This window comes from Lysinibacillus composti (assembly GCF_016908465.1).
GTDB classification, from domain to species: domain Bacteria; phylum Bacillota; class Bacilli; order Bacillales_A; family Planococcaceae; genus Ureibacillus; species Ureibacillus composti_A.
Genome location: NZ_JAFBDY010000006.1, coordinates 115,999 through 134,195 on the forward strand (window position 1 = coordinate 115,999; position 18,197 = coordinate 134,195).

At 34.1% G+C, this 18,197-nt stretch carries 13 protein-coding genes and 1 pseudogene; 2 read left to right on the forward strand and 12 right to left on the reverse strand.

The window, feature by feature from the left end:
• Positions 1-260: 260 nt before the first annotated feature.
• The 12 genes and pseudogenes from JOD29_RS08790 to JOD29_RS08845 form a co-directional block, all read right to left on the reverse strand.
• Complete coding sequence (locus JOD29_RS08790; protein WP_124764247.1) at positions 261-1,220, reverse strand: C-terminal binding protein; 960 nt, start codon at positions 1,218-1,220, stop codon at positions 261-263.
• 217 nt (positions 1,221-1,437) lie between these two features.
• Positions 1,438-1,651, reverse strand: a pseudogene (locus JOD29_RS08795) (aldehyde dehydrogenase family protein); the annotation flags it as partial.
• 100 nt (positions 1,652-1,751) lie between these two features.
• Positions 1,752-2,651, reverse strand: coding sequence for a fumarylacetoacetate hydrolase family protein (locus JOD29_RS08800; RefSeq protein WP_124764248.1), 900 nt, complete (start codon positions 2,649-2,651; stop codon positions 1,752-1,754).
• 81 nt (positions 2,652-2,732) lie between these two features.
• Positions 2,733-3,731, reverse strand: a complete 999-nt coding sequence (locus JOD29_RS08805) for an ABC transporter permease (RefSeq protein ID WP_124764249.1) — start codon at positions 3,729-3,731, stop codon at positions 2,733-2,735.
• A complete protein-coding gene (locus JOD29_RS08810) occupies positions 3,728-5,245 on the reverse strand; it encodes a sugar ABC transporter ATP-binding protein (protein ID WP_124764250.1) in 1,518 nt (505 codons plus the stop codon). The genes JOD29_RS08805 and JOD29_RS08810 overlap by 4 nt, the downstream gene beginning before the upstream one ends.
• Before the next feature lie 59 nt (positions 5,246-5,304).
• Positions 5,305-6,438, reverse strand: coding sequence for a sugar ABC transporter substrate-binding protein (locus tag JOD29_RS08815; protein ID WP_124764251.1), 1,134 nt, complete (start codon positions 6,436-6,438; stop codon positions 5,305-5,307).
• 67 nt (positions 6,439-6,505) lie between these two features.
• On the reverse strand, positions 6,506-7,918 hold the full coding sequence (locus tag JOD29_RS08820) for an aldehyde dehydrogenase family protein (protein WP_124764252.1): 1,413 nt from the start codon (positions 7,916-7,918) through the stop codon (positions 6,506-6,508).
• Positions 7,919-7,965: 47 nt separating this feature from the next.
• Positions 7,966-9,147, reverse strand: a complete 1,182-nt coding sequence (locus tag JOD29_RS08825; protein WP_124764253.1) for a zinc-binding dehydrogenase — start codon at positions 9,145-9,147, stop codon at positions 7,966-7,968.
• Positions 9,148-9,168: 21 nt separating this feature from the next.
• Positions 9,169-10,245, reverse strand: coding sequence for a zinc-dependent alcohol dehydrogenase (locus tag JOD29_RS08830; protein WP_158610545.1), 1,077 nt, complete (start codon positions 10,243-10,245; stop codon positions 9,169-9,171).
• A 267-nt stretch (positions 10,246-10,512) separates the two neighbouring features.
• The gene (locus JOD29_RS08835) at positions 10,513-12,048 is read right to left on the reverse strand and encodes a response regulator transcription factor (RefSeq protein WP_158610546.1); all 1,536 of its coding nucleotides are present in this window, start codon (positions 12,046-12,048) and stop codon (positions 10,513-10,515) included.
• A complete protein-coding gene (locus JOD29_RS08840) occupies positions 12,038-13,819 on the reverse strand; it encodes a sensor histidine kinase (protein ID WP_124764256.1) in 1,782 nt (593 codons plus the stop codon). Before JOD29_RS08840 ends, JOD29_RS08835 begins: the two co-directional genes overlap by 11 nt.
• An 18-nt stretch (positions 13,820-13,837) precedes the next feature.
• Positions 13,838-14,962, reverse strand: coding sequence for a sugar ABC transporter substrate-binding protein (locus tag JOD29_RS08845; RefSeq protein ID WP_124764257.1), 1,125 nt, complete (start codon positions 14,960-14,962; stop codon positions 13,838-13,840).
• 309 nt (positions 14,963-15,271) lie between these two features.
• Between JOD29_RS08845 and JOD29_RS08850 the strand changes: the two genes are divergently transcribed.
• The gene (locus tag JOD29_RS08850) at positions 15,272-15,433 is read left to right on the forward strand and encodes a hypothetical protein (protein ID WP_205101649.1); all 162 of its coding nucleotides are present in this window, start codon (positions 15,272-15,274) and stop codon (positions 15,431-15,433) included.
• A gap of 1,202 nt (positions 15,434-16,635) precedes the next feature.
• On the forward strand, positions 16,636-17,793 hold the full coding sequence (locus JOD29_RS08855; RefSeq protein ID WP_124764320.1) for a pyridoxal-phosphate-dependent aminotransferase family protein: 1,158 nt from the start codon (positions 16,636-16,638) through the stop codon (positions 17,791-17,793).
• The last annotated feature ends 404 nt before the right edge of the window (positions 17,794-18,197 follow it).

Here is an 18,197-nt window from a genome sequence, read left to right on the forward strand (position 1 = left end):
TTATAACAATATCTACACCTTCGTCAATCAGAATGGACGCATGTGTGTGACAAAACTTCTTTTTACGCTATTAGAAAGCGTTCAATTTTTTCCATATTAATGGATACTTGATCTTTAATAAGTTCCTCCATGTACCTAAAAAATAAATTCTTAAATTTTGATTACTTGGATTAACTAAACAAAACTTGTGTACATAATTGACTACGAAAAGATATAAGTTTCATTTTTTACTTTCAAACTTTCTATAACTGTTTTTAAATTTATGTTAAGGCGTATGGAGTAACTTCTCCTTTTAAAACTTGAGTAATATTTGAAGCAGCCTTAGTTCTCAACTCAATCATTGCTTCTTCCGAATACCATGCACTATGAGGTGTTATTATCACATTGTCCATTTCTAATAATCGACTAGTGTTCTTAATAGGCTCTTCCTCTACTACATCAAGTGCTGCCCCAGCAATCTTTCCTTTCGAAAGGGCATCTGCTAGTGCAGGCTCATCAACGATTGGCCCCCGTGCAGTATTAATGATAACTGCATTAGATTTCATTTTGGCCAGACGCTCTTCATTGATTAAGTGGTAAGTATCTTTAATAAGAGGAACATGAATAGAAAGAAAATCAGCAACCTGAATAATTTCTTCTAGATCCATTTTTTGTACCCCTTCTTTTTCCATATCTTTTTCTGAAACAAATGGGTCATAAGCGGCAATTTTAAAACCTAGTGGACGTGCTTTTTCAATTAAACGACGAGGAATTCGGCCAAATCCTAGTACTCCTAAAGTTTGATTATTGAATCGATGAATTGGAACTCCTGCTTTAAAGTCCCAGTTTCCTTTTTTCACTTCATTATTTAATAATGTTACTTTTCGGGCACAGGATAATAGAAGTGCTAATGCATGATTAGAAACTTCCTCCATTCCATAATCAGGTACATTTGCGACAATAATTCCTTTCTCTTTTGCAGCATCTAAATCAACCGTATTAACACCTACACCATAACGAGAAATAACTTTACATTTTGTTAATGAATCAATTACTCGTCTGCTAAGTGGTGCATATTGATTTAATATGGCATCCACATCTTTGGCACGTTTAATAACTTCATCTTCAGATTTGCACTGAGCTTTTATAAAATCAATAGAAATCCCTGATTCTTCAAACACTTTTTCCTCGTACTCTAAATGTTCAAATTCATAGTCTGTAAGTAAAACTTTAAATTCCATCAGTTTTCTCCCCCCTGTTTGATTCTACAATGATTTAATTATCTTAAAATCGTAATTATCTTCTAATAGATGTTGCTGATACATTTGGAATTCTAAGTCCTGATGCACCTAATTTAATTCTCGAGATTCATTCATTAAATATCCCCTGCATTTAATTGATTTTTATACCCTATCAAATAGGGGGAGTCTAAACCAAGTTCTCCCCCATCTAATCGTATTAACCTTTAATAAAGACTGTTTTAATAGCGGTATAGAATTCCTTAGCTGCTTCACCTTGTTCTCTACCACCAGTACTTGATGCCTTCATTCCACCTAATGGCGCTTGTAATTCCACTCCTGCACTCTCGAAGTCCAATGCATGGACCAAATATTTCCTCTTGAGCGATTGTCATTTTAGAATTCCCATCTTCAAAAATTGTTGGTGTAACATATTAACCATGGTCATATTACCTACCAGTCAGTTCTTAACCGCCAAAGACAAGGGAAGCTCCCTCTTTTTACCAATTTCAATTTAGTTTTTTATTCAGTTCATTAATTTCCACTTACTACTGCTGTTTTTTGAGCCATTACAGGGTTATTTAATACACCAATTCCAGGTATCTCAATTTCAATTCGATCATTATGTGCAAGGGTAAAATCATTTGGAGGAACAACACACGTTCCTGTTAATAATACGGTACCATCAAAAATTTCATTATCACGAGTTAAAAACGAAACAAGTTCATCTAACTTTCGTTTTAATTGACTAACTTTTGCATTTCCTTCAAAAAACTTCTCTTCATTTCTAAAAATTCTGCAAGTAATTTCAAGTTCATAAGGATTTTCTACCGCATCAGCTAGAAGAATTGCTGGTCCAATTGAGCAAGAGTTTTTCCATACCTTTGCCTGAGGTAAGTAAAGCGGGTTTTCCCCTTCAATATCACGACAACTCATATCGTTACCAGCAATATAACCGAGTACAGTTCCTTCTGAATCAATGACTAATCCAAGTTCTGGTTCAGGAATTTGCCAATTTGAATCGGAGCGTAAATATACAGGATCATTAGGACCAACTGTTCTAGCAGCTGTTGACTTCAAGAAGATTTCTGGACGTTCAGCATCGTAAACTTTATCGTAGAAGGTTTTACTATCTAATTTTCCTTGTGTCGCTTCATAGTTACGAGCTTCTTTACTTTTTTCGTAAGTGACACCAGCTGCCCAAACTTCAGGTGCATCGATTGGAGTAGTAAGCGTTAATTGCTCCAATTGTTGTTCATTTTTATTTTCACTGACAATGTCGGAAACAACTTGTAATGCCGTTTTCCCCTGTTGTTGAGCATGTTCGATTAGTGAGAGAAAGTTATCAAAAGGTAAATCAAATGCTTTGTTTTCATTTGTAACAGCAGCTAATAGTTTTTGGTTTTGAATATCAATATAACGAATAATTCTCATGGTTTTTTTCCTCCTAAAATATCAAATCTTAATTCTATGAATTTTTAATATTCTAAAAATAAAAATATAGATTTGTTTAAATTAATATTTTAAATATCTTGTTTTCGTAGCATCAATCATAACTGCAATAAAAATCATTGCTCCTCCAGCCATCGTGACAAAATATGATGAAATTCCAAGAACTTGTAATCCGATTTGAATAACAGTTAGTAGCAATACGCCCCCAAGAACTCCAGAAATATTTCCACGACCCCCTGATAAACTAACCCCACCAATAACTGCGGCTGCTAAAGTGTACATTAAAAGATCTGACCCAAATGTCATTGTTACAGCACCCATATATGCTGATAATAAGTATCCAGAAAAACCAGCTAGGGCTCCAGAAACTGCAAATGCATATATTTTAATGCGATCTACATTAATTCCACTAACATGAGCGCTTGTTGGATTTCCTCCAGTGGCAAATAAACTTCTACCAAAAATAGTCTTCTTCCAGATAAAATAAATAACTAAATAAACGAGTAAAAATGGTATAGGTAGTACAGGGATGCCAAAAATTGACCCCTTTCCTATCCATGTAAATGCATCTGGGAAATTTATAATTGAGCGTCCTTGTGTTAATGCCATTAATGCTCCCTCTAAAATTAAGCCCATTGCTAAAGTTTCAATTAAAGCTGCAGCCTTAAATTTAGCTATTAAAATACCATTAATAATCCCGATTAATAATCCAAATAAAACAATAATGATTATCGCTAAAAACCAATTAAGACCTCTATTCATCAAGAACGTACCTATACCAGCACTAAAAGCTAATACACCTGTAATTGATAAATCGATTTCACCTATAATAAGAACATGTGCCAAACCAGCAGTTAAAACACCTAGCACAGCTGTCTGAACTAGAATATTTTGTAAAATTGAAGGTGAAAAGAAAATAGGATTTACAATCCCCATAATTAAGATTGCTAATATCAAAAGTAACCAAACAATATTATTTGATAGTAAACTTACTATATTGCTACTTTTTAATGATTGTTTTGTTTTTGGGGTTGATGTTTCTAAGTTTACTTTTGTGCTCAATTTAATACACCTTCCTTCAAATCTTTCAAGTCTCTAATTTGCATAACATCCTCAGCTGTTAATCCGTCATTTACCTTATCCACGATTAATTTTCCATCTTCAAAAAAGAGTAAACGATCTGAAATTCTCAAGAGTTCATTAAAATCATTCGTTAAATATAAGACGCTAAGTCCTCGTTCCTTTGTCAAATGATCTATTAAGGCAAGGATTTCTTCACGGCTCTTTATATCAATCCCAACAGTAGGTTCATCCAAAATAAGTACTTCGGGAAGGGCACTTAAGGCTTTAGATATAACTACTTTTTGTTGGTTACCACCACTTAAGTTACCAACAGATTCATTAATTGAACTTGCACGGACAGCTAAGGTTTTAAAATATTCATTTGCGTTTTCTATTTCTTTTGTTTTGTTTATGAAACCAAACATTTTTTTTAGCCTGCTTGTTAGTATTGACATACTAATATTTTCTTTAATTGATAGTAGTTGAACGACGCCCTCTTTATGTCGATCGAAAGAGACATAAATAATTTTTTGATTTACTGCTGTTTTTGGATCTTTAGGTATAGAAAATTCTCTACCATTTAATGTGATTTGCCCTTTTGAGATTGTATTTAACCCACTCAAAGCTCTGCATATTTCTCTTGCCCCCGATCCAGGGAAGCCAACTACACCTAATACCTCTCCCCGCCCCAGTGTAAATGAGATATTATCCATTCCCTTTCCTGAGACCCCGTTCACCTCGAGTGAAACCTTTTTGGTCTTTAATTTTTCCTCTGAGGAACGTTCCAACAATTTTACACTTTCCCCAACAATTAATTTTGATAGCGTTGCTTCATCTATTTCACCTTTTTTATAACCTGTGTAGCTACGCCCGTCTCGATTAACGGTAATGGTATCGCATAATCTCAATATCTCTTCTAAATAATGAGAGATTAGTATAAAGCTAGTGCCCTGTTGACGTTGTGCTTCTATAAATTTAAATAAACTGTCCCTTTCTTCTGATGATAATGCAGTTGTTGGCTCATCAAGGATTACTAATTTTGCTTTACTGAATAGTGCTCTTACTACATTAAGCTTTCTTTGATTTACTAATGATAAATCTCTTACTTTCATTCTTGGATCAAAATCCAACCCATAGTCATGAAGAACCTTTTCAGCATTTTCATATATTTTCTTCCAATCAACCATGCCCAGTGTATCTTTTGGCCATGTTCCTAAAATTATATTTTCTGCAACTGTGAATTCCGGAATTATTGCAGCATGCTGAGGTACAACATAAATACCAACATTTTGTCTTTCTATAACTGATAACTTATTAATGTTTTTATCTTCGAAGATAATATCTCCTTCATAGTCATCAATTACGCCCGAAATAATCCTAACCAATGTTGTTTTACCTGCTCCATTCATGCCAACTAACGCATGAATTTCACTTTTTCCAACTTCCAGATTATTGTCTGTTAATACAATTTTACTTCCAAAACTTTTATTTACGTTTGAAACTTTTAATAACATAGTTTCACACCCCTATTATAAAAGGTAAGGAGACTCTCCCCTTACCTCCTTAAATAAAATCAATAACGTAGACCATATTCGTCCCAAGCAATGTTTGCCCAGTGCGATGGATCATCATAGTTGCTTGCATCAATTACATATGGATCAATAACCATTTGTGGACCAACGTCACCTTCTATAATTTCAGCTGTTTTCCAATAGTATTTATCATTTTCGTAGGTTGTTCCAACCGGAATTTCTTTCCCTTGTAATGTATACTTAGCCAACATTTCTACAAGAATTTCACCATATGCTACTCCATCTTGGCTAATAGTTGCATCATAATAACCTTCTTCAATACGTTGGAGTGCAATTGGTTCAGCATCAATTGTTACAAAGATAACATGGCCTTCTTCCCCAACCTTTTTAAGGCTATCTTTCTGTTTCAATGCTTCGTATAGCCCCATAGCTGGGCTATCACTTGGTGCATGAACTGCATCAATAAACTTATGTTTAGATAGTGCGTTAAGTAAAGCATCTTGTGTTAAACGCATGTCGCCTTCTCCAGGCATATCGATATATTCAATATTAGGGTACTTTTTCATTACAGCTTCAAAACCTTCTTTACGGTCTCTCCATGCGGAACTAGACATGGCACCGTAAGCATTTAAAACTTTGCCTTTTGGCTCGCCATACTTTTCTTCAAGACGTTTTATAATTTCTTGTGCAGCCATTTCGCCCGCTTTATAGTTATCGAAGGAAACTGTAAAGCCAACATCCCCACCCGTTGTCGGAGTATCCATAACACCAACCGGGATACCTGCATTTGTTGCATTGTCAATTGCAGTAACAAGTCCCTCACTATCATTAGGGTCTGTAATAATTGCTAATGGTTTTTTTGCAATAAAGTTTGTAAACTGATTCATTTGTTTAGAAGAGTCAAAATCAGCTACCGCAGACTCAAAATCCCACCCAAACTCTTCGGTCTTTTTCTTAGCTGCTTCTTGCATAGCAACAAAAATATAATAGTCTAAGCTCTTATGGGCTAATGCAATTGTGCCTTCACTTGGTAATGTTCCTTCAGTCTGATTAGTCTTTTCAGAACTAGAAGATGTATTAACGGTACTAGTGCCTTCACTGCTACAAGCAGCTAATATAACTGATAATGTCAATAGGAAAAATAAAATTGACGTTAACTTCTTTGATTTATTCATTATCTAGTCTCCTTTTGAGTTTTTAGAAAAAGAGTGATTTGAAAACTTCAAACCACTCTTTTTCTTCTTAATTCATTACTCCACGTAATACGATACTTTTAATTTGCGTTAATTCTTCTAACGTGTAATTTGTTCCTTCACGGCCAATTCCACTCTTTTTGTAACCACCAAATGCACTGCACACTGGGCGATAACATGTACCACCATTAAGAGAAACAATACCTGCTTGAATACGATTACCAGCTTGTATTGCCTTATTCATATCACTAGTAAATATTGATGAATTTAGTCCGTAGATTGTGTTGTTTACTAGTTCAATACCTTCTTCAAATGTTTCAAATGAAATGATTGGGAAGACTGGACCAAATACTTCCATATCTTTAGCAATATCCATATCCTTTGTTACATTTGTTAGGACTGTTGGCTCCATAAATGCCTCATTTCGCTTTCCTCCGAAAGCTAATTTGGCTCCTTGATTGACTGTGTGCTTAATTTGTTCCTCTACATGAATAGCTGCCTCTACATTCACCAATGGTCCTACATCTGTACCTTCTTCAAGTTGATTTCCTACTTTTTTCTGAGATAGTTTTTCAATTAATTTAGTTTTAAATTCTTCGTAAACGGATGATTGAACAATCAGTCTTTTATTTGCACAGCATACTTGACCATTTGCTAGCAAACGCCCATCAATAGCATGGTCCACCGCCATCTCAATATCTCCATCTTCACATACCATTAAGGCATCATTAGCTCCAAGTTCAAGGAATACTCGTGATAAGTTTTTAGCTCCACTTTGATAAATTGACGTACCTGTTTCAGTACTACCTGTAAAGCTAATAGCATCTACCAATGGACTACTTGTTAAATAAGCACCAACATCTTCGCCATATCCCGGTAAAACTTGGATTACATTTTTAGGAACTCCTGCATTATGGAGCAATTCAACCAATTTAATAATTGTTAATGGATCATCCTCTGGTGGCTTAACAACTATCGCATTTCCAGCTGCTAAAGCAGCACCAGCCTTTTGTGCAAATAACTCAACTGGAAAGTTAAAAGGGAGAATACCTACGATAACTCCTAGAGGTTCTCTTTTAGTAATCATCAAATCAGACTCTAAACCTTCTTGAATGTCTAACGGAATTGTTTGACCAAAAAGACGCTTTGATTCTTGTGCAAATTCAGTGAATATCTTAGCTGCAACTTCTATTTCTCCAAGACCTTGAGCTAAGATTTTCCCATTTTCGGCACTTAGTAATTTTCCAAGTTCCTCATTATTTTCTCGCAAAGATTTTACAAAGTTTTCAAGAATCTCCACACGTTTATATGTTGGAGTTGCTGCCCAAACTTTTGCCCCTTCTCGTGCATTCTCTAATGCACGTTTAGCATCTTCAACAGTTGCAGCAGGAATTGTTTCAATGATCTCCATCGTAGCCATGTTACGTACCTCAATAACCTTATTTACTGTAGCTTGTGTCATAAGAAATTCCTCCTTAAAATTTTGATTATTTTTCAAAATAGCTGAAATCACTCAAAGTCTTTCCATGGATCAATTGCAATTTTAATGACTTGTTCTTGACCGTCTAAAGTGTAGCCTTTTTGACTCATGGAACGAATTGCATCTTCAATTCTATTTAAAGGGAGCTTGTGTGATATAAGCTCTTCATAAGGAAGTTCCATATTTTCTAAGATTGATAGAGTCATTTGCATATGTTCAACATCGCTTCCCCAAACTCCACGAATGTTTGCATTTTTTCTGAGGATATGCCAATGTGGGTTCATTTCAACACTACCAACATCAGTGAAATGTCCTAATTCAACGTATTCCCCGCTATCTGAAAGATAAGTTAAGCCTTCTGGTAAGGCCCCTGGGAAACCAGCACATTCTACTACCATATCAGGACCACGGCCACCTTTTGTTTCTGCTTTGACCAATTTGATTCTTTCCTCAGGATCTCTAACTTCCTCAATATCAATAACTATATCTGCACCCATTTTCTGCGCTAATTCAAGTCTCCGTTTTGGACCACCTACAGCGATTACTTTTGCTGCACCCGAACGTTTTGCAAATGCAATAGCACCTAGACCAATAGCTCCAGTTCCTTGAACAAGCACTGTACTTCCAAACCTCACTCCACCAGCGCGTTGGAAGCCATGTATACAAATGGAAAGAGGTTCAGTTAAAACTGCAATTTCCGGATCAAGGTCTGTTTTGAAAAATGCTGTATTTTTATTTTTAATATGAACATATTGGCTAAATCCACCGGATAATAAATATGGATCTTTATTTGGTAAGAATCCATAAGCTTTAGTATTTGTGCAGCGAGTCGGTGTTTTAGCAATTTGACAATAGTAACACTCTCCACAGCTAGCACCAGGGACGATAACAACACGGTCGCCTTTTTTCACAGCGACCCCGTTGCTGTCATACAATTTTTCGGAGCCTAATTTTTCAATGATTCCACAAAATTCATGTCCTAGAACAATAGGGTATTCAATTGTATCTAGATGACCGTGATAGATATGAACATCTGTTCCACAGACCCCAGCATATTCAGTTCGTAAAATGAATTCGCCTTCCTTCGGTTCAGGAACTTCAAATTCAACAATGTTGAATTTACCTTCTACCCCATCAAGTACTGCTGCTTTTGAAATTAGTTTCTTATCAGAACTTTCAACTACTTGTCTAGACGATGAAGTTAATGCCATACAAATTACCTCCAATTGATTTTAAATTTTTATAGCCACTTTTATTGCATTTTCTGTTCGATTTGCAGAGTAACTTAATGCCAGCTCTACCTCATCTAAAGAAAATTCATGTGTAATCATTTTTTCGATTGGGAATTGACCGTTCGCAATAATGTTAATTGCTCCCTGATAGGACCATGCGCTTAAGAAAGAGGTGTAAACTTTTAATTCTTTGAAAGTCATTTGTAGGTCTGTTTCAATCTGAACGGTTTTATTCCCTGTTAGCCCTACAAAGTTTACTTTCCCACCTACTCGGGCATAGTCCATACTATCTCTTTGTGCTTTTGGTGTTCCGGCGGTTTCGAATACAATATTCGCTCCTCGTCCTTGTGTTATGCTAAGGACTCCTTCAAGAACGTTTTCACTGCGATAATCAATCACATAGTCTGCACCAAATTCCTTACCTAAGGATAATCTTTCTTCTCTGGATCCCACCAATATTATTGGGTAAGCCCCTGCTGATTTGGCAGCAACAACCGTTAGCAATCCAATCGGTCCTGCTCCTACTATTACAATGCTATCTCCCAAATTTGGTTTAGTATTATTAACTGCTCGTACAGCTACAGCTAATGGTTCTGTAAGTACAGCTCTCTTCAATGGAACATGTTCTGGTATACGATGAACAAGTGCATTTTTTGGTACGTATAAATACTCAGACCAACCTCCAAAAAGAGTACCCTCTCGATTAGAACTTATGTTACATCCATATTGTCTACCTTCATCTCTATCCTTTTCACATAAGTTATATAGACCTGATCTACATGAATAACATTCACCACAAGGCAAAATCATTTCTACGGCTACGCGATCACCCAGATTTACATTATGGATTAATGATGCATTTGACCCTAACGCCTCAACCCTTCCAATGAATTCATGTCCCGGGATAAGAGGATAAGGTTCGCCCCAATCACCCTGATAGATATGTAGATCAGATCCACAAACACCACACATTTCAACTTTCACTAATAGATCTTTATCTCCAATTTCAGGTATTGGAAGGGCTTTCATTTCAATTTTTAATTTGTCCGTAATTACTGCTACCTTAGCTTTACTCATCCCAACCTCCTTAAGGTAATATTGAAGATGTACTTCAGTGTACATTTCAATATTAAGGCAATTCAGAATATAAAGAGTTGGTTATTTTTTTCTGAATGGTGGATTATTTTTTCAATTTTGTTATCTTTATTTTAGGAGATTATAATTATGGTGGATTATTTTTAAATATGGTGGAATATTTTTGAAATAGTTGAATTCTTAAAGGGAAAATAAAAAATCTTACCCGTAAGGATTCTCAGGTAAGATTTTTGTTAAAATATTTAAAAGTCAATTAACTTTATAAGCATTTGGTGATATCCCAGTAATTCGCTTAAATTGCTTACTGAAATATTTTGGATCATTAAATCCAACCTTGTTAGCAACTTCGAAAACTTTTAAATTTGAGGTATTTAAAAGTTGTTTCGCCTTTTCTATTCGTAAATCATTTAAATATTCGATAAAACTTTTTCCTGTTACTTTTTTAAAGATAGTACTTAAATAACTTTGACTTAGGCCTACTTCAGCAGATAAATCATCCAATGTTATTTCCTTAAAATAATTCGTTTCAATGAAGGAAACCGCTTGTATGACCACTTGATTCATTCCGCCCATAAATAAAACACGGTTTTGCTCTAAATCTTCTATTCCTTGATAAAACCATTCCTTTAAATCTTTGAAAAATAATATTCTGTTAACTTTTTCTTTATAGTCGATACTGTTTTTGCCCCAACTTGAACTAAATAGATTGCTATTAGACTGTAGGGAAATCATTATTGTTTCAACCATTGTAATAACATTTAATTTTACGGTTTCTGGATCGAGACAGATTGATTTATATGTCTCAAAATTTTCATCACATGCTTTTTTTACCTTTTCCCAATTCCTAAGAATTGTTAATTCATTTAACTGCCTAATATTAATTGGGGAGTTTTGAGGATGAGGATTCAAAGAAAGTTGGTCAATATTCAGGATCGCCCCATAACCATAATAAAACCAATGTCTATTTGAATTACCTGTTAATAACTCATTTTTAGAATAAAGGGAATCAATATTATCACACCTAGAGTAATAAATACTTAGTTCTTTTGAAACTTCTTTCAGTTTAGGCGATATCTGATTTATAACTAACTCCTGCCATTGTAGTACCAACATCTGACTAGTTTTCTTTGGAATTGAGATTATAGTATATAATGCTTGTGATTCTAATTGAAAGGTAAGTGATAATTCATCCTTAAAGGTAGTATTAAAATATTCCTTTAGACTGTTAATTTGGCAATCTAATTGGCTAACTTTAATCTTTATAAGTAAAAAGGGTTTATTTAACCATTTTAATTCATTATCAATTAATATTTCTTCAGGTGGGGTTCCATTTAATATTGAAGACACTTGATTTTCTTGAATTAATAAGGCAGATTTCTTTGCATTTATCTCAAGTTTTTTATAGGATTCTAGATTTATCCTTTCATTTTTAATTTCATTTGAAATTTTTAATAGTTGCTTCTCTAAGTTACCATCTTCTAAATCTGTTTTTAATAGATAACCGGACGCCCCCAATTGAAGAGCCTCTTGCACAAACTCAAAATCATTATAACAAGTTAATAAGACAACTTTTATCTGTTGAAAACTCTCCTTCACCTTTCTTGTCAATTCAATCCCATCCATCAACGGCATACGAATATCCGTAATTAAAACATCAATATTATGATTGTTTACGATATTAAATGCATCTTCTCCATTAGTTGCTTCGAAAGCAACATCCATATCGTAGTCCTCCCAATTAATTAATGCTTTTAGTCCTTTACGAACTATTAATTCATCGTCCACTATTAACACCTTTAGCAAGATCTTCATCATCCTCCCCTTGTTCAAAGGTAATCGGTAAATTAATAAAAATAGTTGTTCCTTTTCCCTCTTCACTTGAGATATGAAGTCCATAAATTGAGCCAAAATATAATTTGATTTTATCTTCAACATTCTGAATCCCTATTCCACTTGAAGTCTTTCTTTTGCTATCATTTTCTTTCTTTAGAACGGACTCCATCGTTGGAGCTTTGATACCCCTACCATCATCTTGAACTGCAATTTGCATAAAATTATCTTTACTAGAAGCTTCTATAGAAATTTCTCCTTTCCCATCTGCGAAAGCATGGAAAAATATATTTTCTACTAATGGCTGCAAAATAAATCGAGGGACTCTAGCGGAAAGCAATTGATTATCTATTTTATATTTGACTTGAAAGCAATCAGGATAACGTTGATTTTGTATTTTTAAATAAAAATCTAATATTTCTAGTTCCTGTTCTAACGTGTGTAAAGTATTTATGGAACTTAAACTTGCCCTTAATAATTTTATTAAACTTGTTAACATTTCGCTTATATCAGGGACTCTATGAATTTTAGCTATCCATTGGACTGAATTTAGAGTATTGTACAAAAAATGCGGATTAATTTGGTATTGTAATGATTGCATTTCTATTTGTTTTTTCTTTTTTTCATTTTCTGAAATCCGTTCCATTAGTCTTTTAATTTCTTCAACCATTTTGTTAAAACTTAATCCTATTTTACCGATTTCATCAATTGAACCCACATTTGGACTTAAATTAAAGTTACCTTTCTCAACGTTCATAATATCTCGCTGAAGTTTTTTTAGTGGCTTGAAGATTGAGTTCGATAAAAGCAAAGCCATTACGAATGAAATCACTATAAATATACCTAATAACCAAAATACAATTTCTTTGATATCACTAAAACTTTCATTAATTTTACTCTCGGGAATAAGTGCTGCTATTTTCCATCCACTAATAAAATTTATATCGTAAATAAAATGGTTATTTTCTTTTAATTTTTCGATTATTACATTATTGCTAACATATGCCTTATTAAGGCTATATTGATTTTTAGACTCCCGAAATAAAGATTCATCCGTGCTATATATAATTTCTCCAAATTTGTCTATAACAAGGAGAGTACCTAATCTTGTAAGGTCAGGTCTTGCAAAGAGCTTTTCGAATTCTTCTTTTTTCATATCAATTAAAATCACTATTTTTTCTTTATTATTAATTTCAAACGGGTAAACTAATGAAATAACTCCTTTAGTTTGACTTGTGCTAATATAATCATTTAAATGTGGCCCAACCCATGTGCTTTCACCAGAATAGTTTAGTGCATCATTAAACCAATCTTTTGAAAGGAGAACATTCCAATCTATATTTTCCACTGTTGAAATGGTATGATTTTCCATATGCACAGAAATATTTTCGATAAACGGCCGATTTGCTTTCTGCTTTATAATAAATTGCCTAATTTCTTCAATATCAAGATTTACTCTCTTAACATTCATCTCTGTGATTTGGTAATAAATGGTGTCATTTAAAAGATCCATATCTTTCATATAATAATTAATATTTTGATTTACCTGGTTAACAACGCTTTGTGATAATTCAAGCATTTGTCCTTCAACTGTTGTCTTGGTTTGATAATATGGTATATATCCCACTAATATTAACGGCAACATGCTGGTAAGAAGGAAGTAAAAAAGCAATCGTACTTTGATACTTTTTTTAAAAAATAAAGTAAAAGCTTTAATTTGTGACATCCCTTTCAAGCTTTTGTATTAAAGGTGTTTTAGACCCCATTCATAATAAGCAACATTTGCCCAATGCCTATCATCATCTACATTATTTTTATCTATTATAAAAGGAGGTATCATTAATTTAGCTCCAACATTGGTACTTTTGTATTTTGCATTATTCCAGTAATATCGCTTATTAGAATAGTTCTCTGTTGGAAATGGTTTATTGTTTAATACATAATCAACAAGAATTTCAACACATATTTCCCCATATGCTATTGGATCTTGTGAAATACTTGCATCTAGAATTCCTTCTTTAATCCATTTATGTGCAATTGGTTCCCCATCAATAGTCACAAAAATGATATGATTAGGACTACCAACTGGTTCTAATTTTTGGTTTGCTATTAAAGCTTCATAAATACCACGTGCAGGAGTTTCGGATGGGGCATGGATAGCATCAAGTTGAGGATAGTTTAAGATTACTTCATTTGTAACATCATACATTTTTGTAATATCACCGTTTGTTCCCTTACTTATCAATTTGATTTTCTTGTACTTCTGTATCAGATCCTCGAATCCTTCCTTTCGTAATCTCCATGCTTCACTATTTAAATCTGCGTAACAGTTTAAAATGACCCCACGTGGCTCTCCATATTTTTTAGTTAATAACTTTACTATTTTTTTTGCAGCTAATTCTCCTCCTAAATAATTATCAAACACAACTGAAATGGGAACGCTTCCATTTTCTAATGGCGTATCAATTACTCCAATAGGAATTTTCTGATTCCATCGAGAGTCTAATAATTCAGAAAGATTAAGGTGACTTGAAACAGGATCACATATAATTGCCGTTGGTTTATTTCTAATAGAAGCAAACTGCTTACTTTGTTTAGTAGAATTCATGTTTGCAATTTCAAAAATAAACTCGTAGCCCCTTTCTTTTACAGCTCTTTGTACAGCCTCTTGTTGTACTACAAAAAAGGAATAACCAAGACTTTTACCCGAAAAAAAAATAAGTCCATTTGTAGGTTTTATTTGCTTTTTTTCAAACTGATAATGTTCACATGAAGTTAGAATATTATTACCTAAAATAAACAAAGCACCCAGCAGACTTAGTTTTGAAACCTTTTTCAAAAACTCTCTTCGAGTAACTTTTTCGTCCATAATCCCCCTCCAAACATTCAAATAGAAATTGGAATATTACTAGTTTTGAAATAACTTAATACTATTACTTTTATTACAAAGAATTCTCTTATTCTGAAAATTCTAATTCTTGGTAATATTATAGGGAATTATTAATACTATTTCAATAACTATCGAATCTTGTTTAACTTTTAAAGAAACCTTAGAAAGTACGCTTCGAAAATAAGTTCTTTATTGCAAAAGCATAATTATGAGTAAAACAAAAAATTCTGTTGGCCATCGTGTTTTTTTAAATAAGTTATAGAACTATATAAATAAAAAAGCCTATCGTTGTCATTAGATCAAGCTGCAGCAAAGAAGCTTCTTGAATCTGATATAGACAATATAAAAGGTTTAGCAGATATATCGTATATATCAAATGTTGAATATACTAAGCTTTTAGAGGAAGTTAAAAAACAACAGACGGAATTTAATCTAGGACAAATCCAGTAATTACTAGAGCAACTGCAACAAAAAATATAAAAAACAGCATCTAGAAATGAAATAATACACTTTAAAATTACTTTAAAAGAATCGATGTGGAAACACGGAATTCTTAACTCTTTTACCTGTTTACTACAGATGTAACAGAAAAAAAAAGAGTAAAACAGACTACCTGTTTACTCTTTTGTCCGCAGAATTATTTTTTTAGTATTGAACTTATTTAAACTGAGCTGATTTTCGCCATTCTAAAAAACCCTATTTAATCAGTCTTATCTATCCTATTTGAACTCATTTAAACTCAAATTATTTATTACAATAAATTCGACAACGTGGGGGTCGCAGGTTCGAGCCCTGTCGAGACCATACATTTAAAAAGTCTAGAAACATTTATATATTAATGTTTCTAGACTTTTTTCTATTGTTCGATTTATCTTGTATTGCGCTCGTTGCTGAATAAGCTAAAATTCAGTACAGAGGTATCTCATTTGTGATCTGTAATTGTACCTAATTTTCTCCCCATTTATGCATGGTAAGATTGGAAAGTGTAAGTTCTATAGTAGGATTTCCGAAATATCTATCGTTACCTCTGTATCATTTAGAATTAAATACAATCCGAAGTCATCCCCATCAGAATAATTAAGTACAGAAGTACCAGATTCGTAAACTTTAAAAGTATGGCCACGGTAAGTTGCATAAGCATTAGCTTTAAAATTGTAAGTAAAACCACCCTGAACGCGTTTATGCTCAGTTGCAGAACTAACGTTGCGACATGCAAATTATATTTTCCACTTGTTCGAAAATACACTTGATATTGAGTAGTATCTCGAACAATCACATCAAATACATACATCTGATTATCTCCATCATCGTAAAGAACTTTTCCTTCGTTACTTCTAAGATCACTTAAATCAATCGTTACGAAATATTCACCGTTTATACGTTCTAATTCAAGGTAATAATCATCAACGTTATGATCAATATCTCTAAGATCATAAAACCATAAATTAATAGAGCCAGTAATCCAACACAGAAGTATGACGAATGGAATGCCTAATAATATCGTTTTTAAAACTTATCAGCTAATTTTCACAATAGTTTAGGTATTCTCAAATTATACCGATAACTTATTAGATTTATTTATGTGCGAAAGTTGCGAAAATTAAGATATAATGAAACTGTGTTATGAAATACTAATAAATGGAGGGAATCGTATGTATCCAAATATTCTAAGACATCCCGGACCAACTCCAATTCCTAAAAAAGTGCAGCTAGCTATGGCCCAGGATATGATTAGCCATCGCACAGAAGAGTTTGTTCGCTTATATCAAGAAACAATACAACGTGTAAAACCTATTTTCGGTACAAAACAAGATATTTTGCTTCTGCCCTCAGGTGGTACGGCTGCATTAGAAGCAGCAGCGGTCAATACGGTTTCATCGGGAGAAGAAGTAGTGGTTATCACAGTAGGGGCTTTTGGCGATTATTTCGTTTCCATTTGTGAGAAGTATGGCTTCATTGTACATAAGCTTGAAAAGAAATGGGGCGAGGCTTGTACAGAGGAAGACTTGATTGAATTTCTGAAACCTTTATCCAATATTAAGGCCGTTTTTGCTACTTATAATGAAACATCAACTGGAATCCTAAACCCTATCGACAAATTGGCAAATGTGGTGCGTACATATACAAATGCTCTCTTCGTCGTCGATGGGGTGAGCTGTATTGGTGGAGCTCCTGCTGAAATGGACGAATGGGGCATTGATATTTTAGTTACTGGGTCACAAAAAGCTATGATGTTACCTCCGGGTCTTTCACTGTTAAGCGTCAGCGAAAGAGCTTGGGAAGTGATAGAAACGAATCGTACACCTGCCTACTATTTAAATTTATTAAGCTATCGGGAGTGGGCTACAAAAGGAATGACACCAAACACGCCGACGATTTCTCTGATCATGGGACTGTCAGCTGTATGTGATTTAATTGATGAGGAAGGCGGATTCTCCAAAACGGTTGAACGGCATCAATTAATGAAAAATATGGTTCGTGAAGCCATGAAGGCACTTTCTATTGGGTTGTTGACAAGTGATGAATATGCCTCGCCAACGATTACCGCTATTCGCACACCTGAAGGATTGGAGCTTTCCGCCTTTTTGCCACATTTAAAGAAGAAATATCACCTTGATCTTGCCGGTGGTCTCGGTCATCTGCAGGGAAATATTTTCCGATTTGGGCATATGGGCTATTGCTTCCCTAGTGATATCCTCCAAGCGGTTTCTTTAATCGAAGCAGGTTTACAGGATTTTGCCTATCCATTTGAACCAGGGGCAGGAGTAAAAGCAGCACAAAACGTTTTCCTGTCTGACCTAAGAAAATAAGAGTAGTACGTGGAGTTAGATTGCTTCTAGTCAATTGAACGTGACAATAATTGATTAAAAAATGAACAATTTCTTGTGACAATGAATCCATCTAAGCCCTACAGGCAAAGATGGATTCATTGTCTGGTTCTGGTGTAAGAAAAGCAAAAGCGCCTTGCTAAGGCTAAGCAAAGAGCAAATAAACTGTACTACTCCACTTTTTCGACTTATTATAAGGAAAGAAATTCAATATTAATAAACAGCATGTATAATATAAAAAAAAACTTGCCCTCTTCCTAAAGCTACTTTATGGAACAAATGAGTTACGTTCCGTTTACGTCAAACTTTAAGTGAAACACTTCATTTCTTGATATATAAAAAAAGAAATATCAACAATCGGGTTATTCTGAGTACTAGCAATTGGA